Below are 21,844 nucleotides of genomic sequence, written 5' to 3' on the forward strand. Positions count from 1 at the left end.
ACTACTTCTCCTATTTTTTACGAATAAATAAGTATGATTGATTTTTATTTTTTTCTTGTCGGGAGCATTCTCGCTTCCTTTCTTGGTTTGGTTATTGACCGTTTTCCAGAGCAATCCATTATCAGCCCAGCCAGTCACTGCGATTCCTGTCAGACTCGCTTGCGTCCCTTAGATTTGATTCCGATTCTCTCACAGGTCTTCAATCGCTTTCGCTGTCGCTACTGCAAGGCTACATATCCTGTCTGGTATGCCCTCTTTGAACTAGGCTTAGGACTCCTCTTTCTGGCTTGGTCTTGGGAATTGCTTTCCTTGGGGCAAGTCGTCCTAATCACCGCTGGTTTGACCTTAGGTATCTACGACTTTCACCATCAAGAATATCCCTTACTGGTCTGGATTGTCTTTCATCTACTCCTAATGGTCTGCTCTGGCTGGAATCTGGTCATGGTCTTCTTCCTTGTCCTTGGAATTTTGGCTCATTTTATCGATATCCGCATGGGCGCAGGAGATTTTCTCTTTTTAGCTTCTTGTTCTCTCATCTTTAGCGCAACCGAATTGCTCATCTTGATTCAGTTTGCTTCGGCAACAGGCATCCTGGCCTTTCTCCTCCAAAAGAAAAAGGAAAGACTTCCTTTCGTGCCTTTCCTCTTACTTGCTGCTTGTGTGATTATTTTTGGTAAGCTACTGCTTGTTTGATAAAGTCCTCAATCGGCTCTCCTTGGTGGAGAGCTTTTACAATTTTCGAACCAACGATAACGCCATCTGACACCGCATTGAAGCGTTCTACGTCTTCTTGACTAGACACACCAAATCCTGTCAAGACTGGGATGTCAGCTACTTGATGCAAGTGCTCCAAGTGCTTGTCTAAGTCTGCGCGGTAATTGCCTGATTTCCCTGTCACCCCATTGATGGCAACCGCATAGACGAATCCTTCTACTCCTTCAATCAACTCTTTCTGACGCTCAATCCCTGTGGTCAAGCTTACTAAAGGAATCAAAGCAATGTCTGTATCTGCCAAAAATGGTTCTACAAAGTTGGCATGCTCATGAGGCAGGTCTGGAATAATCAAGCCCTTAACCGCTGTATCAGCCAGATCTTTGACAAAGTTCTCCACACCGTACTGAAAGAGGGGGTTGAAGTAGGTCATGATGACAAGTGGAACCTCTGTTTGAATGGTTTTCAAGGTTTCAACCAAAGCCTGGGTAGAGGTTCCGTGGGCTAAACTGCGCAAGCCAGCTTCTTCGATAACAGGTCCATCTGCAACAGGGTCTGAAAAGGGAATGCCCACTTCAATTGCAGAGACACCCAAATCTTCTAAAAAGTGGATTGTTTCAGCGAGTCCATCCAAACCTTTCTCATGGTCTCCAGCCATGATATAGGGAACAAAAATTCCTTTTCCAGTCGCTTTAATAGCATTTAATTTTTCTGTTAGTGTCTTAGGCATGAGCTTCTCCCTTCTTTGCTTCATCTGCTTCCAAGCGGTCTTTGACTTGGACTACATCCTTGTCCCCACGACCTGATAGACAGACTATCATGGATTTGTCTGGACCGAGTTCTTTGGCTAATTTCACCGCAAAGGCGATAGCATGGCTAGATTCCAAGGCTGGGATAATCCCTTCCACGCGAGACAAGAGTTGGAATCCTTCCAAGGCTTCTTCGTCTGTCACAGGAACATAGCTGGCACGTTTAATATCGTGGTAGTGAGAATGTTCTGGACCGATACCAGGATAGTCCAAACCTGCTGAAATAGAGAAGGCTTCAAGAATTTGACCATGGGCATCTTGGAGCACATCCATGAGAGAACCATGAAGAACACCAGGACGCCCCTTGGTCAAGGTAGCTGCGTGGTGCTCTGTGTCTACACCAAGTCCAGCTGCTTCAGCTCCATACATGGCTACTGACTCATCTTCTACAAAGGGATGGAAGAGACCGATGGCATTCGACCCACCACCAACACAGGCTACTAGGGCATCTGGAAGATCTTGACCTGTCAAGTCACGGTACTGTTGTTTAGCTTCTCGACCAATGACACTTTGGAAGTCACGAACGATTTCTGGGAATGGATGAGGCCCCAAGGCAGAACCAAGGATATAGTGGGTGTCGTCGATATTAGCTACCCATGAACGAAGAGCTGCATTGACCGCATCCTTGAGCACGCGCGAACCGTCTGTCACTGCCTCAACCTTGGCTCCCAAAAGCTCCATTCGGAAGACATTAAGGGCTTGGCGTTTGACATCTTCCTCACCCATGTAGATGGTACATTCCATGTTAAAGAGGGCTGCAGCAGTTGCAGTTGCCACACCGTGCTGACCAGCACCAGTTTCCGCGATAATTTTCTTTTTACCCATGCGTTTAGCCAGAAGAACTTGTCCCAAGGCATTGTTAATCTTGTGAGCCCCTGTATGGTTGAGGTCTTCCCGTTTAAGATAAATCTTGGCTCCGCCGATATGCTGGGTCAAGTTTTTTGCGTAGTAAAGGGGAGTTTCACGTCCCACATACTGGCGCAAGAGTTGGTTTAATTCCTCTTGGAAACTTGGGTCTGCCTGACTTTCACGGTAGGACTTCTCCAACTCCAAAACTGCTGTCATCAATGTTTCTGGGACAAAACGTCCGCCGAATTTTCCGTAAAATCCATCTTTATTTGGTTCTTGATATGCCATTCTTTACCCTCTCTATAAATCTTCTAATCTTTTCATGATCTTTTTGTCCATCTGTCTCCACTCCACTTGATACATCTACTGCATAGGGAGTGAAGTGTTGAATTGCTTGTACTACATTGTCTTCATTAAGCCCACCTGCGATAAAGAAGGGCTGAGTTAATCCAGTCGTATCCAGTTGAGCCCAGTCAAAGGTCTGGCCACTTCCTGCCACAGGGGCATCAAAGAGTAGATAGTCTGCCTGAGAATTGGGTACATGTCCCTCTCCATCCACCTGCACAGCCTGAATACTGGCACAAGGCAAATTCTCAAATAAATCATCTGCCACCTGACCGTGAACTTGAACCAAGTCCAAGCCAACTTTGTCAATCGCTTCTAGCAATTCTGCCCGACTTGGTGAAACAAATACACCAACCTTTTTCACATCTGCAGGAATAAGTTTTGCCAGCTCAGCAGCCTGATCCAAGGTCACCTGTCTTTTACTAGGTGCAAAGACAAAACCGATATAGTCGGCTCCTGCTGAAACGGCTGTTTCCACCGCTTCTTCGGTCGATAGTCCACAAATTTTAACCTTTGTCAATCTGCAACTCCTTGATTCTCTGGGCCACATCTTCTGCCTGCATAAGAGCTGTCCCCACCAAAATTCCGTTAAAGTATGGTGCTACTCGTTCCGCATCCTGTCCTGTGAAAATAGCCGATTCAGAAATATACAAGCAATTATCTTTGAAGTGTTTAGCCAAGTCTACACTGGTCTGCAAGTCGACTTCAAAGGTGGTCAAGTTGCGGTTATTAACCCCAATAATCTCCGCACCAAGTCTGTGGGCCACCTCTAGTTCAGCTAGATTGTGAGTCTCCACTAAAACTTCCAGACCAAGTTCCGTCGCGTAGTCATAAAGTTCCTTAAGACGTTCTTCTGACAAGGCTGCCACAATGAGCAAGATGACTGTCGCACCTGCATTGCGAGCACGGATGATTTGCTTTTTATCAATGATAAAGTCCTTGTTCAACGTTGGAATGTTTACCTGACTGGAAATCTCCCGCAGATAATCTAAATGCCCTTTAAAGAAAACCTCATCTGTCAAAACCGAAATCATTACTGCGCCGTTCGCTTCATAAGTCTGGGCCTGTTGCACAATATCCACATCGAGATTGATATCTCCCAAACTAGGGCTAGCTTTCTTAACTTCAGCAATTACTTGCAAACGGTCTTGATGATTCTTCAAAAAGTCAGCCAAGCGATAGGTCTGGCGCAGGGGCTGGATTTCCTCCAGCTCCATCTGCTCAACCTCACGCGCCTTCTGCTCCAAGATTCGTGCTAAAAATTCCTGACTCATTTTTGGTACTCCTGTAACAGTCTGAGTTTTTCAAGGGCCTTTCCACTAGCAATCACTTGACGGGCTAAGGCAACTCCATCCTTGATATTATCTACCCTACCATTAGCATAGAAACCAAGACCAGCATTTAAAACTGTCGTTTCCAAGAATGGACTTGGTTCATTTTTAAGAACGCTGAGCAAAATTTCTGCATTTTCCTGAGCATTTCCTCCACGAATATCTTCGATAGCATAGCCTTCCATCCCCAAATCTTCTGGAGTAAAGCTTGACAAGGTGATTTCGCCATTTTCAAGAAGAGCAATCTTGGTTGTTCCGTTCAAACCAGCTTCATCCAGTCCTTCTGGCCCAGCAACCACGATGGCACGTTTGCGACCCATATTTTTCAAAACCTGAGCTGTACTTTCTAGAAGTTCGGGACGACTAATTCCAAGAAGCTGTGTTTCCAAGGCCATTGGGTGAATCAGGGGACCAGTCAAGTTCATAATGGTTGGAATTCCCAATTCCAAACGAGCTGGCATGATGTATTTCATTGCTGGGTGCATATTTTTAGCAAAGAGAAAGACGATTCCAGTTTTATCAAAGACCTTACCTAGTTCAGCTGGTTTGAGATCTAGGTTGATACCCAAGGCTTCGAGGACATCTGCAGAACCAGATTTAGAAGAAATCGAGCGGTTACCGTGTTTGGCCATATGAACACCACCACCAGCCAAGACAAAGGCTGAGGTTGTGGAAATGTTAAAGCTGAAGGATTTGTCTCCACCTGTACCACAGTTGTCCATGGCATCATGAATCTCAGTTGGAATGTGTTGGGCATGTCCTCTCATGACTTGGGCAATGGCTGTGCGTTCTTCAGGTGTTTCTCCCTTCATCTTAAGAGCTAAGAGGAGAGAAGCAATCTGCGCCTCCGTTACACGCCCAGTTACGATACGCTCGATGACATCCGTCATTTCCACACCTGATAAATTTTCAAATTTTGCTAGTTTTTCAATAATCTCTTTCATCCTAGTTTCCTCACTTTACAACCTTCTCGATAAAATTCCGAATAGAAGACAAGCCATCTGGCGTTCCGATACTCTCTGGATGGTACTGGAAGCCATAAATCGGTAGGTTTTTATGTTGAATCCCCATGATGGCTTGGTCATCAGTCGAACGAGCTGTCACTTCAAAGTCTTCTGGCATTTCTTCAATCAAGATACTGTGGTAACGCATGACCGCACGGCCATCCTCGATACCTTGATACAAAACAGATGGCGCTTCAAAGCTGATATTGCTCTGTTTCCCATGCATGACTTTTGGAGCCAAACCTAACTTACCACCAAAGACTTCTGCAATGGCTTGGTGGCCCAAACAAATCCCAAGAATCGGCTTCTTGCCAGCAAAGTCACGAATCATGTCTTCCATCTTTCCAGCATCAACTGGCCAACCAGGACCAGGAGAAAAGACCAGACCATCTGCTTTTTCAGCTTCTTCATACAGCTTGGGATCATCATTTCTCAAGACCTGCACTTCTGCAAAATTCCCAATGTATTGCGCCAAGTTATAGGTAAAAGAATCATAGTTATCAATCAATAAAATCATGGTCTTAGTTCTCCAATTCTAGTCATAGATTTAGCCTTGTTAATGGTTTCTTGGTATTCGTTTTGGGCGATAGAGTCATAGACAATCCCTGCCCCAGCCTGCACATAGGCTGTTTGATTTTTGAGAATCATAGTTCGGATGGCAATGGCGAAATCCATATCACCCGTCGCAGACAAGTAGCCGATTGCTCCTGCGTATACGCCCCGTTTTTCTGTTTCCAATTCATAGATGCGTCTCATAGCCCTAATCTTTGGTGCTCCTGAAACTGTTCCAGCTGGAAGTGTTGATTTCAAGGCATCCATGGCAGTTAATTCTGGAAGCAAACGCCCCTTGACCACGCTGGTCAAATGCATGACATAGCGGAAGAGCTCCACTTCCATATACTTGGTAACTTGGACACTGGCTGTTTCAGAGATGCGACCAATATCGTTACGCCCCAAGTCTACTAACATCCGATGTTCTGCTGTTTCCTTCTCATCCGAAAGTAGGTCTGTCGCCAAGGCCTTATCCTCTTCATCCGTAGCCCCTCTTGGTCGCGTACCTGCAATCGGATTGGTAGTTACGATACCATTTTTTACAGAAACCAAACTTTCTGGACTGGCACCGATGATTTGATAATCCCCAAAATCATAGAAATAGAGGTAATTAGATGGGTTGGTCACGCGGAGATTTCTGTAGAAGTCAAATGGATTTCCAGTAACTTCTGCTGAGAAGCGCTGACTGAGTACACATTGGAACATATCCCCGTTACGAATCAAGTCGCGAGCGGTTTCCACCATTTCCTCAAACTTCTGAGGAGCAATGTGCGGTTTGAAGTTAAGTGGTGATAAATCCAAATCTTCAAATTCATTTGGAGCAGGAATGCGTAGTTCCTCAAGCACTTGATTCAAGGCTTTTTCTAAGTCTTCTTGACTGCGCTCGCTGTAGAGAGCATCCTCAATGACATGGATTTTTTCCTTCTTATGGTCAAAAACCATGTAACTCTCATAAACAAAGAAATGCATGTCTGGTGTCCCAATGGTATCCTCAGGAATTTGACCAATTTCTTCATAGAGCGAAATCATATCGTAACCGACAAAGCCAATAGCTCCCCCACCAAAAGGTAGGTCTGAATGATGCTGGCTCTTATGAGTCACTTCATATAGGAAATCCAAGGGATCCTGATCAATCACTTGACCATTTTGATAGAGAACTCCATTTTCAAACTTAATCTCAAAAACTGGATTATAAGCTAGGATAGAAAAACGAGCTGTTTCCTTGTCTCTCGGAATACTCTCTAAAATAACCTTGTGTTGCCCCTTTAAGCGCATATAAGCCAAGATTGGTGATAAGACATCTCCATGAATGATTCGTTCCATTGTAATTTCCCTTTCAGTTCTACTTCTAGTCCGTGGTGACTGTATGAAAAATCCCCACGCAAAATAACTTGCGTGAGGACGAAATTCGCGGTGCCACCTCAATTATAGGATTTCTCCTATCTCTCATTCCTGTCTCAGATACCTCCTGTAACAGGCTGTGCGATAAAGGGCACTCCCTTGAGAATTATGTTTTCTTCTCTCGTTTCAGATGGACCCAACCTTACAGCTTTCTCTGCTTGTTTCCAGCAACCACAAGCTCTCTGTGAGAGAAAAGACTGTAATTTTTCCATCTATTATTTTTTAGCTTCTAGATAGTCTGCAATTGCAGCTACGTCCTTGTCTCCACGACCAGAGACATTGATGATGATAATGTCGTCTTTACTTAGTTTCGGTGCACGTTTAACTGCTTCTGCGATAGCGTGCGAACTTTCAATCGCTGGGATAATTCCTTCAGTCTTGCTGAGAAGGAGGAGAGCCTGAACAGCTTCTTCATCCGTCGCAGCCACATATTCCACGCGACCTGAGTCTTTGAAGTAGGCGTGTTCTGGGCCAACACCTGGATAGTCCAAACCAGCTGAGATAGAGTAAACTGGAGCTAGCTCTCCATCTTCCTTAAAGACTGCATAGGTCTTCATTCCGTCGACAATTCCGATGCTACCTTTTGTCATAGTAGCTGCGTGCTTGTCTGTATCAAGTCCATGCCCAGCAGCTTCAACCCCAACCAATTTGACTTCTTCATCAGCCACATACTGAGAAAAAGCACCGATGGCATTGGAACCGCCACCTACACAGGCAATAACGTAGTCTGGCAAGCGTCCTTCTTTTTCGAAGATTTGACGACGAGATTCTTCACTGATGACCTTTTGAAACTCATGGACAATCGTAGGATAAGGGTGAGGCCCCACAGCAGATCCCAAAACGTAGAAGGCTTCAAGGTCATTCATCCATGCTCCAAAGGCTGCATCAACCGCATCCTTAAGAGTTCGTGTCCCCGTTTCGACTGCGTGAACAGTTGCTCCCATCATCTCCATACGGAAAACATTGAGACGTTGACGCTCCACATCTTCTGCCCCCATGTAGACATCACAAGCCATACCAAACTTAGCTGCAGCCGCTGCTGTCGCAACACCGTGCTGACCAGCTCCTGTTTCTGCGATTACTCGTTTTTTGCCCATGCGTTTGGCCAAAAGAATTTGTCCTAAAACGTTGTTGAGTTTGTGAGAACCAAGGTGGTTAAGGTCTTCACGTTTGAGATAAATCTTAGCTCCACCTAGGTGCTCTGTCAAACTTTCTGCAAAATAGAGCGGTGTTTCGCGACCTGAATAGTCCTTCAAATAATGACGAAATTCTACCAAAAATTCTGGATCATCCTTGTACTTTTCAAATGTCACTTCCAACTCATCCAACAAAGCCTGAATCGGCTCCGGTACAAAACTACCACCAAATTGTCCAAAATAACCTTTAGTTGTCATAAAATTTTTCCTCTTTCCATATTAATCCGGCCTTTTTGTTTGCTTTTAGTAGTAGGCAAGGAGCTGCAGATAGAACTCAAGTTCATCAAAGCGACTTAACGCCCTAATAAAAGATAAACAAAACGACGGATAGAAAAAAGCCCACACACAGAATCTACTTCCATGTGAGGGCGTTGGTAACGCGGTGCCACCTCAATTATAAAGGGACTATTCCCCTTTACATCTCTGTCTTGTCTAACAACAAGTTGCACTGTAAGGTGTGCGCACCGAATTTTCATTGTTTCAAATTCATTTTTAAAATCAGCCCACTTTCACTACTTCCAACCACCTGTTCACAATCACCACAGGCTCCCTGAAGATCAAAAATAGTTACTTTTCTGATTTGTTGAAATTATTTTAATACTTTACTTTTTCTTTGTCAAGACTTTTTTACAATTTTTTTGATAAAGTTAGCACTTTTTCAGAAACTGTTTTGAAAGTCTCAATGATATAGTCCACTTCTTCATCGCTTAATTTAGTGTGAAGCGGAAGCGTAATTTCATTTTCAAAGAAAGCATAAGCCTTAGGATAGTTGGCCATATCAAAGCCAAGATTCTTATAGGCTGTCAAGAGCGGAAGCGGTTTGTAGTGGACATTACTTGCAATTCCTGCTTTGGCTAATTCTTGGATGATAAGATTGCGTTCTTCTAAGCTCGCTCCTTCTACATGGGTGATGTAGAGGTGGCGTGAAGATTCGACAGTATCAGTCTTATGTGCCAATGGATGGATACGAGAACCTGCAAAACCACGATCATAGCGGTCCACGATGTCCTTACGACGTTGCAACAAACTTGGATAGCGGTCCAATTGTACCAAACCAAGTGAAGCCATGATATCAGTCATGTTGCACTTGTAGGCTGGTGTAACGATATCGTATTCCCATGACCCCAGTTGCATCTTGGCAAGGGCATCCTTAGTTTGACCATGAAGGGAAAGAATTTGGAATTCCTTGTACATCTCTTCGTCGTCAATCGCTGGATTGGTCTTCCAAGTTGCGCTTCCACCCTCTGCAGTTGTAAAATTCTTAACGGCATGGAATGAGAAGGAAGTAAAGTCAGCGATAGAACCAGCTGGTTTCCCTTTATAAGTAGATCCCAAAGCATGGGCACTATCAGAAACAATCACAATACGGTTAAAGGCTTTTTGCCACTTGCTTGACGCAGTAAAGAGATCACGTTTTTTCTCCACAACTTGGAACAAACGGTCATAGTCGCAAACAATCCCTGCGAGCTCTACTGGGATGATCACCTTAGTTTTCTCAGTGATAGCTTGCTCCAGTAAGTCATAATCCATCTCAAACGTATCTGCTTGGATATCCACCATGACAGGGGTTGCTCCTACGTGAGTGATGACACTACATGAAGCTGTATAGGTCATGGCTGGAACGATGACTTCGTCACCAGGTCCCACTTCAAGCACACGCAAAATCAACTCAAGCGCGGCAGTCGCAGAGTTAAGACAGACAGTCTTGGGCGTCTGTGTGTATTGAGACAAGCGACGCTCTAGTTCTTTTGTCTTAGGACCTGTTGTGATCCAACCAGAACGCAGGGTATCCGCTACTTCAGCAATTTCTGCTTCCGTAATATCGGGTGGTGAAAATGGAATATTGTAATTTGGCATTGATTTGCTCCTTTTATCTGTACTCATTTTCTCATGACTACTTTATTTTAGCACTTCAAACACGGTTTGAAACATGATTTTGATGTCTCCAAGGAAACTAAACTCTCGGAGATAGGCGAGGTTATAGCGCATCTTTTCAGGAAGAACATGCTCTACATAGGCTTGGTCAACCGACAAACCTTTCTCCGTCATTTGACTGATAATAGTGTCCTCATTCTTGTAGTGAATGCTAGCTGGAGAGGTAATCCCTGCTGGCAAAAGCAAGGTTGCCATCATTTCAGGGCTATACTGCTCTGTGTAGCGTGGCACTTCAGGACGCGTCCCTACAAAGGACATCTCACCTTTAAGAACATTGACCAACTGAGGCAGTTCGTCCAAACGCACACGGCGGATAAAATTGCCAACCTTGGTAATGCGACTATCGTTAGCAGAAGTCACCAAACTTCCTTTTTTGTCTGCATCCGTCACCATGGTACGGAACTTCCAAATCTTGAAAGGTCGATTGTACTGGGTCACGCGCTCTTGCTTGTAAATCACTGGCCCCTTGCTATCCAACTTGATCCAAATGCTCAAGATGAGAAAGATGGGAGAGGTCAGAATCAGCAAGATTACGGCTAGAACCCAGTCCAAGCAACGCTTGAAAATCAGCGAACCCTTCCTTTTAGAGACAAGCTGGTAGTAAGACTCAACCTCGCTTGATTTCATTTCCACGGGCAAGTCTTCCCATTTCAGCATGCTGTTTCTCCTTTGTTTTTATTATACTATTTGTCAACATTTTTCATTATACCACAAAATGGAAAAGGCGGTGAAAGAAATCTGTAATTTGAAGGATTTCCTTCTTATACTAAAAAGTATTAGGACATGGCCCCTGCCTGCAAACGATACATCTTGTGATAGGTTCCCTCCAGAGCTAAGAGTTCCTCATGGGTTCCACTTTCAATGATGCGCCCCTTGTCCAAGACATAGATACAGTTGGCATCTTGAATGGTAGAAAGGCGATGAGCGATGGCAATGGTTGTCCGCCCTTTTCTCATCTTAGCCAGAGACTGTTGAACCAAGGTCTCTGTTTCAGAGTCAATATTGGCTGTCGCTTCATCCAAAATCAGGATTTTAGGCTGACTGGCGACTGTTCTAGCAAAGGCAAGAAGCTGGCGCTGTCCAGTTGAAAAACTAGAACCACGCTCGGAAACAGGGGAATCATAGCCCAAAGGAAGTTCCTGAATAAAGGAATCTGCATCCACGAAGGCAGCTGCAGCCTGGACCTGCTCATCACTGATCTCTTGGTACATGGCGATATTGGACTTGATTGTTCCATGATAGAGGAAGGGATCCTGCAAGACCAGACCGATGTTTTTTCTCAACTCTTCCTGACTGTAGTCCCGGATATCCACATCATCCAAGAGAACTCTCCCTGATTGAAATTCATAAAAGCGCATGAGGATATTGATAATCGAGGATTTCCCTGAACCTGTATGACCTACAAAGGCAATGGTTTCACCCTTGTTAACGGAGAAGGAAATATCATCCAGAATCGGATGTTTTCCATCATATGAGAAGTACACATGTTCAAACCGAATATTGCCTTCTTTGATTTTGGCTTGCCCATCTTTTTGAAGAGGTTCATAGGCCCTCTCGTCTATCAGAGCAAATACACGACCTGCAGACACCATGGAAGTTTGAAGGGTCGAAAAGTTTTGCGTTACCTCAATCAGGGGATCAAAGAGACGATTGATATACTGGATAAAGGCATACATAGTTCCGGCAGTTATTCCCAGATAAAGTCCACGATAGCCAAAATAGGCCATCAAGACAGCGTAGCCTAGAAGTTTCAGCAAACTCATAGCAGGGCGCAAAAAGAGGGCATCCAAGGCTACAGAACGGTTGGCATAGACCAAGTGTTCTTGGTTAATCTCATCAAATTCTGCTTGCAGGCGCTTCTCTTGATTAAAGGCCTGGATTATTCTGATTCCCTCGATGTTTTCAGCCAGCTTGCTATTTATATCTGACAAGAGACTTCTAGTTTTTTCAATAATCTTGACGGATTTTTTCCGATAGAGATTGACCAAAAGGAAAATCAAGGGGAGAAAGAGCAAGACTAATGCTGTTAAACGAAAATCCAATACCAACATGGTATAAAGGGTTGTCAGAAAGATGAAAACTGCTGAGATAAAGCTGGATAAAATCCCAGAAAACATATCACTGATGGTTTCGGTATCATTTGTCAAGCGAGAGACGATGGAGCCTGCTGGCGTCTTATCAAAGTAAGACATACCCAGTTTTTCCATATTGGCAAAGGAATCCCGACGAATATCTCTAACAATACTGTATGACACCCGTGCAAAGAGAAGATTACCGACATACTGTACCAGAGTTTGTAGGATATAGAGACCATAGTAGATCAGCAAAACTGTCACAGCGAGTTGGTTGAGATTGCTGAGATACTGGTCGATAAAGTGGGAAGCCACAAGGGGAATGACACTTTTAATGACCGTCGTCGCTAGGAGAAAACTGAGTGCCAAAAAGGTCAGGAGTCCATAGGGCTTTAGATAGGACATCAAGCGCTTCAATACAGCCCATTGTTCTTGTTTATTCTGCATCTTCTTCTCCTTTCATTTCCAATTGCTGAGACTGGTAGGTTTGGGCATACCAGCCATCCAGGGCTAGCAAGGTTTCGTGTGTCCCCTGTTCAATAATTTGACCATTTTGCAGAACCAAGATTAGATCTGCATGAACAACCGCACTGAGGCGATGGGCCGTGATGATGGTTGTCTTGTCCTTTCGCGTTTCCTTAAGATTATCAATAATCGCATACTCTGTCTTGGCATCCACAGCAGACAAGGAATCATCTAAAATCAAGATATCTGGGTCTAAAATCATAGCTCGACTCATGGCCAGACGTTGCTTTTGACCACCTGAGAGACTAACTCCCTTTTCACCAATCAACGTATCAAATCCCTGAGGCATGGCTACAATGTCTTGGTAGACTTGGGCTAGTTTAGTGGCTTCCTCGACTGCTGCAAGCGACAAATTAGGATTACCAAAACGGATATTGTCTAAGATCGAAGTCGCAAAGAGGAACTGGTCCTGAGGGACATAGCCCATGAGACTGCGAAGGTCTGTCAGACGATAGTCACGAATATCGTGACCGTTTAGATAAATGGCTCCCTTATCCACATCGTATTCACGCAAGAGCAGTTTGATTAGAGACGTTTTTCCAGAACCTGTCTGACCAACCAAGCCCAGAGTTTGCCCTTTTTCCAAACTAAAGTGAACATTTGTCAGTGTTTCCTCATTTCCAAAGGCAAAGCTGTCAATATCGTACTCTAAGCGTCCATTTTCAATACCATTTAAAGGTAACTCCGGGTCTTGTACAGGCGATTCCTGAGACAAAAGATTATCAATCCGCTGGTAAGAAACCTTGCCTCGCTGAGTGATATTAAAGAGGAAACCAATAGCCATAAGAGGCCAGACCAGCATATCCAAATAGCTGATAAAGGTGACCAGATTCCCAACCGTTATCTGCCCCTCCTGAACCATCAAGGAACCGACCAAGAGCGTTAAAACATAGGAGGAACCAACAAACAAGAGAACCATAGGGTCAAAAAGGCTATCGTATTTCATGGTTTGTAGATTCTTTTGAAAGGTCAATTCATTAACTGCCTGGAAAGACTTGAGCTCGTCCGCCTGGTAACCGAAAGACTTGGTCACCTTGATACCTGATACAGACTCCTGTACCTTGTTATTGAGTTCGGAAAAGGCTGCCTGTGACTCACCAAAGGCCTTATGGGTCTTTCTCCCTAGACGACTGGTCGCATAAGCCATAAAAGGCAAGGGAAGAATGGCAACTAGAGTCATCTGCCAAGAAATGCTAAAAAGCATGGTCAGCAAGGTCACTAAAGCCGTGATAGAAGCATCCACCGCAGACATGACACCGCCACCTGCTAAACGCGTTAGGGCATTGATATCATTGGTTGCGTGCGCCATCAGGTCCCCCGTCCGATAGGTCTGATAAAAGGCTGGAGACATTTTTGTGAAATGCTCAAATAAGCGAGACCGCATAATCTGTCCCAAACGGTAGGAAGTCCCAAGGATATACATACGCCAAACATAGCGCAGATAGTACATGCCAAAGGCAGCAAGAAGCAAGTAAAATAGGTCAAGAAGGAGGTCCTGCTGGGTTAATTGCCCCGATGTGATAGCATCAATGACCCGCCCCATAACCATAGGTGGAATGAGATTGAGGACGGAAACCAAGACCAGGGCCACAATCCCGACTAAATAACGGCGTTTTTCTAACTTGAAAAACCACCAAAGTTTTTGAATAATGGACATAAAATCCCTTTCTGATTGCAAATAGAAACCTGAGGCCAAGACCCCAGGTTTTTCTTATTCATAGGTTACGACTGTAACGGCACCCTTGTCATACTCAGCGATAAAGATATTAGCTACATTGTCATGTCCTTGCTTGTTGAGGTTATCAAGCAACCACTCTTCGCTACGACCAATCGATTCCAAAACATCTACTTGGATCACACCGTCAGTCACAACTGGATACTTAGGATTTTCATCTCCCATTTGGACCACGATGAGTTGGCCATTTTGCTCTTGCACAGCTCGTTTAACTTGCTTCATCTGGAAAATTCCTTGGCTACGAAGTTTGAGAGCAACATCTGCCGCAGACAAACCAACTGAACGACAGGCTTCTGGGTCAATCTGCCCATTTTTGATGAGGAGAGTTGGTTTCCCATCAATCAAGCGTTTGACAAAACGAACATTGTTATTAAGCCACTTGAGGGTCAAAACCAAAATCGTCCACATCATCAAAATCACTGCATACTGGAGAATGCTGATAGAACTATTGTAAATTACCCCACCGATGATACCACCAAGAACATAGTTCTGAATTTGGTCTGTCGCAGAGTTAGGTGCTAGGTTCCCCTTTCCTGTCACATTGATAACAAAAACAAGCGAGAAAAGACCCAAGGCCAGTTTGATTAAAATTTCCATGTAGTTGAGTGTCATTTGTTTACCTCCACCAATTCAATAGCGTCTGTTTGATGCAATTCTAATTTCTCTAAAAGATACTTGTCTGGTTGGCTCCCGTTCATGGCACGATAGAAATTTGAACCTACCTTGATAAGTGCTCCATCAGTGGCAGCTGAAGTATTGACATAAACTTCTGATTTATCCACTCCCAAGTCTTTAGAAATGACCTCTATGAAATGAAGGGAAGTTTGAAATTGATTGTTAGAGGCTTGATTGGTCTGGTATTTTGAGATTGTTACCAAAAGCATGGCTACCAAAGTCAAGGCCAAAATCATGACCAATTCACGAAACTTAGTTCCCTTTTTATCACGATAAGCCTTAAAAGCAAAAAATCCTGTGATAGCTAGGAGCACAATCCCAAAGCCAATCATGATGCCATTTTGCTGACTGATTTGGCTAAGTACATAGTCATATGAGTAAAATTTCATTTATTTTCACTCCCTTTCATAAAATCATTCTTCATTATAAACGAAAGAGAGTGATTTTTCAAGCCATACGTTGGGGAAATAGACTTATCAGACCAACTTCTCTAACTAATGACTCAAATACCTGTTTCAAGATTCTAATTTTGATAATTGATAAGAATAGACACTAGGAATTATCACTACAAAGAAAAGTGTCAAGAAGAATACCCAGTAAACATACAGTTGCACAAAGGAATTTAGAAACAATAACAATCCTCCTAATACCCAAATTTTTCCAGCTAATCGATGTGTTTTTCTCCAGTTTTTATCACTCTCCAAGGTCCACGGAAGTCGAATACCGATTATATAATTTCGGTGTGTTTTTGGTAGATAATTTCCAATTACGATCATCACGACTCCCATAAAAATCTGAGCTAGTAGCCCACTCATCATGGAATAACCCAAAGATTCTCCGTATATAGAAATCATTGATAGACAAGATACAAAAGGAATAATCCAGTAAATCAAAACTTGTATTTTTGAACTGATATTGCTAGATTTAGGATCCTTAATCATTAAAAATAGAAGCAACCAATGCATCAAAAGCATGAGAGCAGGCAATCCAAAGATAGCAAACACTTTATGATTGTAGCCATCTGCTTGACCCAGTAGATTAAAATGAGTGGGTATCTCCTCTGGTAATTGATTCCAGAAAACACAACCTACAAGGGAAGGTAGTAGGATGAGAATGCTCGTAAATAATACCAATTTCTTATTGATTTTTATCTTCATCAAAATGATCTCCTTTCAGATCTGCTAACCAAACCATTATATCCTCTAAAACCGATGTGTTTAACTCATAATAAATAAAGTTTTTTTCTTTCATTTCATGAATCAAATCCGCTGCTTTCAAAATCGTGAGATGATGTGAAATAGTTGCACTAGTCAACTCGAATTGACTGGCAATTTCTCCTGCAGGTAATCTACCTGTTTTGAGTAAATTCAAAATCTCTCTCCTAACTGGATGAGATAAGGCTTTAAAGCTATTTGCAAAACTCATAATGACTCCTTTCCCTTTGTAATATTAGTAGGGATAGGACTAAGCAAGGTAGAACTGATAGCATTCCTGTCGGTGATGGGCCTAAAATCAAGAGGCTTGAAATTTTTTCTCCTGGTAATTGAAAGAGTAAACCAAGACCTGCAGTTGCATTGATTGCCCCATGAAATAGGGCAGAAGCCCAGATAGAACCTGTCTTTTCCAACAACCAGCTCAACAATATTCCTAGGCTAAAACAAGATAGAAACATAGCAACAACTCCCAAAACGGGATAAGCAAAATAAGTAAGGCCATAATTATATCCTTGCAAATTGATTGGTAAATGCCATAGACTCCAAATGAGAGCAAGTAAGACATGAGTCTGGACTAGTGAAAAGCGTTCTCTTAGCACTGGGTAAAGATAGCCACGCCAACCAATTTCCTCTCCCAATGCAAAGAAACTATTAAGAAAAGGAGCGTAGGTCAAACTAGATAGGATTTGAATCAAAGCCAAGAAAGATAAGGGAATGGCTGATTGAAGGACTCCTTTTTCTTGTAAAATAGCTTGAATAGATTCAAAACCAAGGCTGAAATTACTAGGGAATACAAGAAAATAAAGTCCCGCTCCTAAAAAACTGATGACTGCTGGTAACCAGATAGCTAGTAAGTAAAAGCTCCAGTTCCTCTTGAGATTCACGACTAATTTAGATTTGATTCCACTAGGTTGATTCGTGATTTTCCCTAAAATAAAGACTGCAAGTGCAGGCATCCACATAGCTACAATACTAGCAAGTTGACTCCATGGAGAATTTAGACCAACACCACTTAACCATAGTGCCAACCATATTATCCAAGCAAGGGCATAGGCCAAGACCACAAAAAGAAGGATTGTTCTCTTATTTGACATATATATAACTTCACTTTCTATTTAGATGTTTTTCTAAATAACATTATACACCTTTCTATTCTAAATACAAGAACTATTTAGATTTTTTTCTAAATAGTTTAGGGAATTTTTATTTTCTCAGGATAAAGTCTAAAGAGTGATTTTTCAAACCATACGTTGGGGAAATAGACCTTTTTTTGGTATAATAAAATCTATAATCTGAATGAAAAAGGTAACTTTATGAAACTTATCTCATGGAATATTGATTCCCTCAATGCTGCCCTAACTAGTGACTCAGCTCGTGCCAAATTGTCCCAAGAAGTCCTACAAACCTTGGTCGCTGAAAATGCTGATATCATCGCTATCCAAGAAACCAAGCTTTCTGCCAAAGGGCCTACAAAGAAACACTTGGAAATTTTAGAAGAACTCTTCCCAGGCTACGAAAACACGTGGCGCTCTTCCCAAGAGCCCGCCCGTAAAGGCTATGCTGGAACCATGTTCCTCTATAAGAAAGAACTTACACCAACTATCAGCTTCCCAGAAATCGGTGCTCCGTCTACCATGGACTTGGAAGGCCGCATCATCACCTTGGAATTTGATGAATTTTTCGTGACCCAAGTTTACACTCCAAACGCTGGCGACGGTCTCAAACGCTTGGAAGAACGCCAGGTCTGGGATGTCAAATATGCGGAGTACTTGGCTGAACTAGACAAAGAAAAACCAGTTCTTGCGACCGGTGACTACAACGTAGCCCACAATGAAATCGACCTTGCAAATCCTGCTAGCAACCGCCGTTCACCTGGATTTACCGACGAGGAACGTGCTGGATTTACCAACCTCTTGGCAACTGGATTTACCGACACCTTCCGCCATATTCATGGCGATATTCCAGAACGCTACACTTGGTGGGCACAACGCAGCAAGACTTCTAAAATCAACAATACAGGCTGGAGAATCGACTACTGGCTGACAAGTAACCGCATCGCTGACAAGGTAACCAAGTCCGACATGATTGACTCAGGTGCTCGCCAAGACCACACACCCATTGTCATGGAGATTGAGCTCTAAGGAGAAAGCTAATGGACTATCAAGCTGTCATTCCTGAATTTGTAGTATCTGACCTCGAAAAGTCACGCCACTTCTACTGCGACTTGCTGGGATTTTCTGTCGAATACGAGCGTCCAGAGGAGAAATTTCTCTTCCTCTCACTTGAAGACTGCCAACTTATGCTAGAAGAAGGCAGCACAGAAGAATTAGCCCAACTAATCTATCCTTTCGGGCGCGGTGTCAATATTTCCTTTGGCATTGCAGATGTTCCTCAGCTCCACCAAAAACTGCTGGAAGCTGACTATCCTATTCATCGTCCGCTGACCAAAAGAGAATTTCGAGTGGGAGATAGCTTTATTTACCCTCACGAATTTGCAGTTTTGGATCCAGATGGTTATTTTTTAAGATTTAGCGAGTAGAAAAATAGAGACTGAAAAAAGGCATATTGTCAGGTCTTAAAGAATCTTGATAATATGCTTTTTTTTATGGAAAACACTTCTAAATGTTAGTCTATAATTGAGAATCTCCCCGTTTTTCTTCAATTTGTTCGTTTTTTATTTCCAAACACTGACAAAATATTTGATTTCTAAAGTTATTTAGTGTAAAATAAAAACATTGGCGCAAGCCTATTTGAAATTGAATATCGTTTTACTTGTTTATGTCGTGAATTGGCACGACGTTTCTACAAGGTGCCGGAACACCTAACAATAAGTAAGTTAGCTTGAGGGGATGGTCTTTTTTGCCATGCCTATTTTAGGGACTTGCTTAGAGATTAAGTAGGTCCTTTTTGAATATTTTTAATATTTCCCTTAATTAGTGCGGACGGGAGCAACTTCCTTCGGAATTTCATCCCTAATTTTTGAGCCAAAAGTCTCAAAAATCCCGTCATAGACAATAACAAGATTATTGTCTATGATACCACTACAACGGGAAATATTTGATAAGACTCGCTTCGCTCGTACTAGTTTTATCAAATATATAGTACTAGCAAACTGGATCACTATAGAAATATTTAACCAACAAGTAAACTGGCTTTTAGACTTTAGGAGGTCTTATGAAATTATTAGAAGAGCGCATCCTCAAGGATGGGCATATCTTGAGTGATAACATCCTCAAGGTGGATTCCTTTTTAACCCACCAAGTTGACTTTAGCTTGATGCGAGAGATTGGTAAGGTTTTTGCGGAAAAATTCGCTACTGCTGGTATTACCAAAGTCGTTACCATTGAAGCGTCAGGCATTGCTCCAGCCGTTTTTACAGCTGAAGCTTTGAATGTGCCCATGATTTTCGCTAAAAAAGCTAAGAACATCACTATGAACGAGGGTATCTTAACTGCCGAAGTCTACTCCTTTACCAAGCAAGTGACCAGCACCGTTTCTATAGCTGGAAAATTCCTCTCACCAGAGGACAAGGTTTTGATTATTGACGATTTCCTTGCTAATGGCCAAGCGGCTAAAGGCTTGATTCAAATCATCGAACAGGCAGGTGCAAGAGTCGAAGCCATCGGTATCGTGATTGAAAAATCCTTCCAAGATGGCCGTGATTTGCTTGAAAAAGCAGGCTATCCTGTCCTATCACTGGCTCGTTTGGATCGTTTTGAAAATGGTCAAGTCGTATTTAAGGAGGCAGATCTCTAATGCAAACTCAAGAAAAACACTCGCAAGCAGCCATTCTTGGCTTGCAGCACTTACTAGCCATGTACTCAGGATCTATCCTGGTTCCCATCATGATTGCGACAGCCCTTGGCTATTCAGCTGAGCAGTTGACCTACCTGATTTCTACAGATATCTTCATGTGTGGAGTGGCGACCTTCCTCCAACTCCAACTCAACAAATACTTTGGGATTGGACTCCCAGTCGTTCTTGGAGTTGCCTTCCAGTCGGTAGCTCCCTTGATTATGATTGGGCAAAGCCATGGTAGTGGTGCTATGTTTGGTGCCCTTATCGCATCAGGGATTTACATGGTTCTTGTTTCAGGCATCTTCTCAAAAGTGGCCAATCTCTTCCCATCTATCGTAACAGGTTCTGTTATTACCACGATTGGTTTAACCTTGATTCCGGTCGCTATTGGAAATATGGGGAATAACGTTCCAGAGCCAACTGTTCAAAGTCTCTTACTTGCAGCTATCACTGTTCTGATTATCCTCTTGATCAACATCTTTACCAAAGGATTTATCAAGTCTATCTCCATTTTGATTGGTCTAGTTGTCGGAACTGCCATTGCTGCTACCATGGGCTTGGTGGACTTCTCTCCTGTTGCTGCAGCACCACTAGTCCATGTCCCAACTCCACTCTACTTTGGGATGCCAACCTTTGAAATCTCCTCTATTGTCATGATGTGTATCATCGCAACGGTTTCTATGGTTGAGTCGACTGGTGTTTACCTAGCCTTGTCTGATATCACGAAAGATCCAATCGACAGCACGCGCCTTCGCAACGGTTACCGTGCAGAAGGTTTAGCCGTACTTCTCGGAGGAATCTTTAACACCTTCCCTTACACAGGATTTTCACAAAACGTCGGTTTGGTTAAATTGTCAGGTATCAAGACTCGCCTGCCAATCTACTACGCAGCTGGTTTCCTGGTTCTCCTTGGACTCCTTCCTAAGTTTGGCGCCCTTGCCCAAATCATTCCGAGCCCTGTCCTCGGTGGTGCTATGCTGGTGATGTTTGGTTTTGTATCTATTCAAGGGATGCAAATCCTCGCTCGTGTTGACTTTGCTAACAATGAACACAACTTCCTTATCGCAGCAGTCTCCATCGCTGCAGGTGTCGGACTCAACAATAGTAATCTCTTTGTCAGCATGCCGACAGCCTTCCAAATGTTCTTCTCAAACGGAATCGTCGTAGCCAGCCTACTTGCCATTGTCCTCAATGCCGTATTAAATCATAAAAAGAAATAAGAAAAAGAGGTGCAAGCCTCTTTTTTGTTTCTTTATATCCTTACCTGTCTATCTTCTGACCTCTGGCCTGTAACAAACATGGTAAAGGTTGCCTTGCAGACATTTCTGCCCTCTTGATTGGTGATATCGACATCCACTACACAGGTTGTACGACCTTGATGGACGCATTCTCCTTTAATGGTCAACACGTCGTCGAGTTTCCCTGCCTTAAGGTAGTTGATAGAGGATTGGAGTGTCACCCCATCAAGCCCCAGCGAGATAACCACCAAACCACTGATTTGGTCACAGAGCGTGAAAAGATAGCCACCATGGGCATTGCCATAGTAGTTGAGCGACGAGTCCACTACTTTGGTCGTCACCACAACGTGACCATCTCTCATTTGTTCAATTTCGTAATTTTCAAAGGCAGATATAGCGTCAAAATGAAAATCTTTCATCGTTTCCTCCTGATATTTCAAACGACACTATGATA

Annotated in this window: 23 protein-coding genes, 1 riboswitch and 2 other annotated features; of the genes, 5 read left to right on the top strand and 18 right to left on the bottom strand. The window is 43.2% G+C overall.

Annotation, left to right across the window (positions count from 1 at the left end; all coding sequences use genetic code 11):
• Positions 1–33: 33 nt before the first annotated feature.
• A complete protein-coding gene (locus O3601_RS04265; RefSeq protein ID WP_371471296.1) occupies positions 34–693 on the top strand; it encodes an A24 family peptidase in 660 nt (219 codons plus the stop codon).
• Here the strand turns inward: O3601_RS04265 and trpA are convergent.
• From trpA to O3601_RS04350, 17 genes are all read right to left on the bottom strand, one after another.
• The gene (trpA, locus tag O3601_RS04270) at positions 665–1,441 is read right to left on the bottom strand and encodes a tryptophan synthase subunit alpha (RefSeq protein ID WP_371471297.1); all 777 of its coding nucleotides are present in this window, start codon (positions 1,439–1,441) and stop codon (positions 665–667) included. The two genes, O3601_RS04265 and trpA, sit on opposite strands and share 29 nt — an antisense overlap.
• Positions 1,434–2,657 carry a tryptophan synthase subunit beta gene (gene trpB, locus O3601_RS04275; RefSeq protein WP_371471299.1) on the bottom strand — a complete coding sequence of 408 codons (1,224 nt, stop codon included), beginning with the start codon at positions 2,655–2,657 and terminating at the stop codon, positions 1,434–1,436. Before trpB (O3601_RS04275) ends, trpA begins: the two co-directional genes overlap by 8 nt.
• Positions 2,635–3,234, bottom strand: a complete 600-nt coding sequence (locus tag O3601_RS04280) for a phosphoribosylanthranilate isomerase (protein ID WP_371471301.1) — start codon at positions 3,232–3,234, stop codon at positions 2,635–2,637. Before O3601_RS04280 ends, trpB (O3601_RS04275) begins: the two co-directional genes overlap by 23 nt.
• On the bottom strand, positions 3,221–3,988 hold the full coding sequence (gene trpC / locus O3601_RS04285) for an indole-3-glycerol phosphate synthase TrpC (RefSeq protein ID WP_371471303.1): 768 nt from the start codon (positions 3,986–3,988) through the stop codon (positions 3,221–3,223). Before trpC ends, O3601_RS04280 begins: the two co-directional genes overlap by 14 nt.
• On the bottom strand, positions 3,985–4,989 hold the full coding sequence (trpD, locus tag O3601_RS04290; RefSeq protein WP_371471305.1) for an anthranilate phosphoribosyltransferase: 1,005 nt from the start codon (positions 4,987–4,989) through the stop codon (positions 3,985–3,987). Before trpD ends, trpC begins: the two co-directional genes overlap by 4 nt.
• Before the next feature lie 10 nt (positions 4,990–4,999).
• Entirely contained in the window at positions 5,000–5,566 is a 567-nt protein-coding gene (locus tag O3601_RS04295; RefSeq protein WP_000601909.1) for an aminodeoxychorismate/anthranilate synthase component II, read from the bottom strand.
• Positions 5,563–6,924 carry an anthranilate synthase component I gene (gene trpE, locus O3601_RS04300; protein ID WP_371471307.1) on the bottom strand — a complete coding sequence of 454 codons (1,362 nt, stop codon included), beginning with the start codon at positions 6,922–6,924 and terminating at the stop codon, positions 5,563–5,565. Before trpE ends, O3601_RS04295 begins: the two co-directional genes overlap by 4 nt.
• Positions 6,925–6,995: 71 nt before the next feature.
• Positions 6,996–7,227: a binding site (T-box leader), on the bottom strand.
• Positions 7,218–8,396, bottom strand: a complete 1,179-nt coding sequence (gene trpB / locus O3601_RS04305; RefSeq protein WP_371471309.1) for a tryptophan synthase subunit beta — start codon at positions 8,394–8,396, stop codon at positions 7,218–7,220. (Overlaps the previous feature by 10 nt.)
• Before the next feature lie 163 nt (positions 8,397–8,559).
• Positions 8,560–8,791 (bottom strand) — a binding site (T-box leader).
• 34 nt (positions 8,792–8,825) lie between these two features.
• Complete coding sequence (locus O3601_RS04310; RefSeq protein ID WP_371471311.1) at positions 8,826–10,055, bottom strand: DegT/DnrJ/EryC1/StrS family aminotransferase; 1,230 nt, start codon at positions 10,053–10,055, stop codon at positions 8,826–8,828.
• 42 nt (positions 10,056–10,097) lie between these two features.
• Entirely contained in the window at positions 10,098–10,790 is a 693-nt protein-coding gene (locus tag O3601_RS04315; protein WP_371471313.1) for a sugar transferase, read from the bottom strand.
• Positions 10,791–10,909: 119 nt separating this feature from the next.
• On the bottom strand, positions 10,910–12,652 hold the full coding sequence (locus O3601_RS04320) for an ABC transporter ATP-binding protein (RefSeq protein WP_371471314.1): 1,743 nt from the start codon (positions 12,650–12,652) through the stop codon (positions 10,910–10,912).
• The gene (locus tag O3601_RS04325) at positions 12,642–14,387 is read right to left on the bottom strand and encodes an ABC transporter ATP-binding protein (RefSeq protein WP_371471316.1); all 1,746 of its coding nucleotides are present in this window, start codon (positions 14,385–14,387) and stop codon (positions 12,642–12,644) included. Before O3601_RS04325 ends, O3601_RS04320 begins: the two co-directional genes overlap by 11 nt.
• Positions 14,388–14,441: 54 nt before the next feature.
• Complete coding sequence (locus O3601_RS04330; RefSeq protein WP_000174447.1) at positions 14,442–15,077, bottom strand: DUF421 domain-containing protein; 636 nt, start codon at positions 15,075–15,077, stop codon at positions 14,442–14,444.
• Positions 15,074–15,529: a DUF3290 family protein gene (locus tag O3601_RS04335; RefSeq protein WP_000675328.1), complete on the bottom strand. Its 456-nt coding sequence runs from the start codon at positions 15,527–15,529 to the stop codon at positions 15,074–15,076. Before O3601_RS04335 ends, O3601_RS04330 begins: the two co-directional genes overlap by 4 nt.
• A 126-nt stretch (positions 15,530–15,655) precedes the next feature.
• Complete coding sequence (locus O3601_RS04340) at positions 15,656–16,297, bottom strand: SdpI family protein (RefSeq protein WP_371471318.1); 642 nt, start codon at positions 16,295–16,297, stop codon at positions 15,656–15,658.
• Complete coding sequence (locus O3601_RS04345; protein ID WP_000006513.1) at positions 16,278–16,565, bottom strand: autorepressor SdpR family transcription factor; 288 nt, start codon at positions 16,563–16,565, stop codon at positions 16,278–16,280. Before O3601_RS04345 ends, O3601_RS04340 begins: the two co-directional genes overlap by 20 nt.
• Positions 16,549–17,448, bottom strand: a complete 900-nt coding sequence (locus O3601_RS04350; RefSeq protein ID WP_173225539.1) for a type II CAAX endopeptidase family protein — start codon at positions 17,446–17,448, stop codon at positions 16,549–16,551. Before O3601_RS04350 ends, O3601_RS04345 begins: the two co-directional genes overlap by 17 nt.
• A 219-nt stretch (positions 17,449–17,667) precedes the next feature.
• Between O3601_RS04350 and O3601_RS04355 the strand changes: the two genes are divergently transcribed.
• The 4 genes from O3601_RS04355 (at position 17,668) to O3601_RS04370 (ending at position 21,372) form a co-directional block, all read left to right on the top strand.
• Positions 17,668–18,495 (top strand): exodeoxyribonuclease III, encoded by an 828-nt coding sequence (locus O3601_RS04355; protein WP_371471320.1) that lies wholly within the window; start codon positions 17,668–17,670, stop codon positions 18,493–18,495.
• Positions 18,496–18,506: 11 nt separating this feature from the next.
• Positions 18,507–18,893 carry a bleomycin resistance protein gene (locus O3601_RS04360; protein WP_371471322.1) on the top strand — a complete coding sequence of 129 codons (387 nt, stop codon included), beginning with the start codon at positions 18,507–18,509 and terminating at the stop codon, positions 18,891–18,893.
• 213 nt (positions 18,894–19,106) lie between these two features.
• Positions 19,107–19,202: riboswitch (purine riboswitch) on the top strand.
• A gap of 326 nt (positions 19,203–19,528) precedes the next feature.
• Positions 19,529–20,110, top strand: a complete 582-nt coding sequence (locus tag O3601_RS04365) for a xanthine phosphoribosyltransferase (RefSeq protein ID WP_371471324.1) — start codon at positions 19,529–19,531, stop codon at positions 20,108–20,110.
• Positions 20,110–21,372, top strand: a complete 1,263-nt coding sequence (locus O3601_RS04370) for a nucleobase:cation symporter-2 family protein (protein WP_371471326.1) — start codon at positions 20,110–20,112, stop codon at positions 21,370–21,372. The genes O3601_RS04365 and O3601_RS04370 overlap by 1 nt, the downstream gene beginning before the upstream one ends.
• Before the next feature lie 32 nt (positions 21,373–21,404).
• On the opposite strand, the gene O3601_RS04375 is transcribed toward O3601_RS04370, so the two are convergent.
• Positions 21,405–21,809 carry a PaaI family thioesterase gene (locus tag O3601_RS04375; protein ID WP_000651223.1) on the bottom strand — a complete coding sequence of 135 codons (405 nt, stop codon included), beginning with the start codon at positions 21,807–21,809 and terminating at the stop codon, positions 21,405–21,407.
• Positions 21,810–21,844: the final 35 nt, after the last annotated feature.

It is taken from the genome of Streptococcus sp. 20925_1_69 (assembly GCF_041432365.1).
In the GTDB taxonomy this organism is placed as follows: Bacteria; Bacillota; Bacilli; order Lactobacillales; family Streptococcaceae; genus Streptococcus.

Bases quoted from the DNA above. Each gene is read 5' to 3' on its own strand.
- O3601_RS04330 (WP_000174447.1), bottom strand. From the start codon at position 15,077: ATGACACTCAACTACATGGAAATTTTAATCAAACTGGCCTTGGGTCTT.
- O3601_RS04350 (WP_173225539.1), bottom strand. From the start codon at position 17,448: ATGTCAAATAAGAGAACAATCCTTCTTTTTGTGGTCTTGGCCTATGCC.
- O3601_RS04320 (WP_371471314.1), bottom strand. From the start codon at position 12,652: ATGCAGAATAAACAAGAACAATGGGCTGTATTGAAGCGCTTGATGTCC.
- O3601_RS04345 (WP_000006513.1), bottom strand. From the start codon at position 16,565: ATGAGTTTTGCAAATAGCTTTAAAGCCTTATCTCATCCAGTTAGGAGA.
- O3601_RS04310 (WP_371471311.1), bottom strand. From the start codon at position 10,055: ATGCCAAATTACAATATTCCATTTTCACCACCCGATATTACGGAAGCA.
- O3601_RS04325 (WP_371471316.1), bottom strand. From the start codon at position 14,387: ATGTCCATTATTCAAAAACTTTGGTGGTTTTTCAAGTTAGAAAAACGC.
- O3601_RS04265 (WP_371471296.1), top strand. From the start codon at position 34: ATGATTGATTTTTATTTTTTTCTTGTCGGGAGCATTCTCGCTTCCTTT.
- trpB (WP_371471309.1), bottom strand. From the start codon at position 8,396: ATGACAACTAAAGGTTATTTTGGACAATTTGGTGGTAGTTTTGTACCG.
- O3601_RS04340 (WP_371471318.1), bottom strand. From the start codon at position 16,297: ATGAAGATAAAAATCAATAAGAAATTGGTATTATTTACGAGCATTCTC.
- O3601_RS04365 (WP_371471324.1), top strand. From the start codon at position 19,529: ATGAAATTATTAGAAGAGCGCATCCTCAAGGATGGGCATATCTTGAGT.
- trpA (WP_371471297.1), bottom strand. From the start codon at position 1,441: ATGCCTAAGACACTAACAGAAAAATTAAATGCTATTAAAGCGACTGGA.
- trpD (WP_371471305.1), bottom strand. From the start codon at position 4,989: ATGAAAGAGATTATTGAAAAACTAGCAAAATTTGAAAATTTATCAGGT.
- trpB (WP_371471299.1), bottom strand. From the start codon at position 2,657: ATGGCATATCAAGAACCAAATAAAGATGGATTTTACGGAAAATTCGGC.
- O3601_RS04370 (WP_371471326.1), top strand. From the start codon at position 20,110: ATGCAAACTCAAGAAAAACACTCGCAAGCAGCCATTCTTGGCTTGCAG.
- O3601_RS04315 (WP_371471313.1), bottom strand. From the start codon at position 10,790: ATGCTGAAATGGGAAGACTTGCCCGTGGAAATGAAATCAAGCGAGGTT.
- trpC (WP_371471303.1), bottom strand. From the start codon at position 3,988: ATGAGTCAGGAATTTTTAGCACGAATCTTGGAGCAGAAGGCGCGTGAG.
- O3601_RS04355 (WP_371471320.1), top strand. From the start codon at position 17,668: ATGAAACTTATCTCATGGAATATTGATTCCCTCAATGCTGCCCTAACT.
- O3601_RS04375 (WP_000651223.1), bottom strand. From the start codon at position 21,809: ATGAAAGATTTTCATTTTGACGCTATATCTGCCTTTGAAAATTACGAA.
- O3601_RS04295 (WP_000601909.1), bottom strand. From the start codon at position 5,566: ATGATTTTATTGATTGATAACTATGATTCTTTTACCTATAACTTGGCG.
- O3601_RS04335 (WP_000675328.1), bottom strand. From the start codon at position 15,529: ATGAAATTTTACTCATATGACTATGTACTTAGCCAAATCAGTCAGCAA.
- trpE (WP_371471307.1), bottom strand. From the start codon at position 6,924: ATGGAACGAATCATTCATGGAGATGTCTTATCACCAATCTTGGCTTAT.
- O3601_RS04360 (WP_371471322.1), top strand. From the start codon at position 18,507: ATGGACTATCAAGCTGTCATTCCTGAATTTGTAGTATCTGACCTCGAA.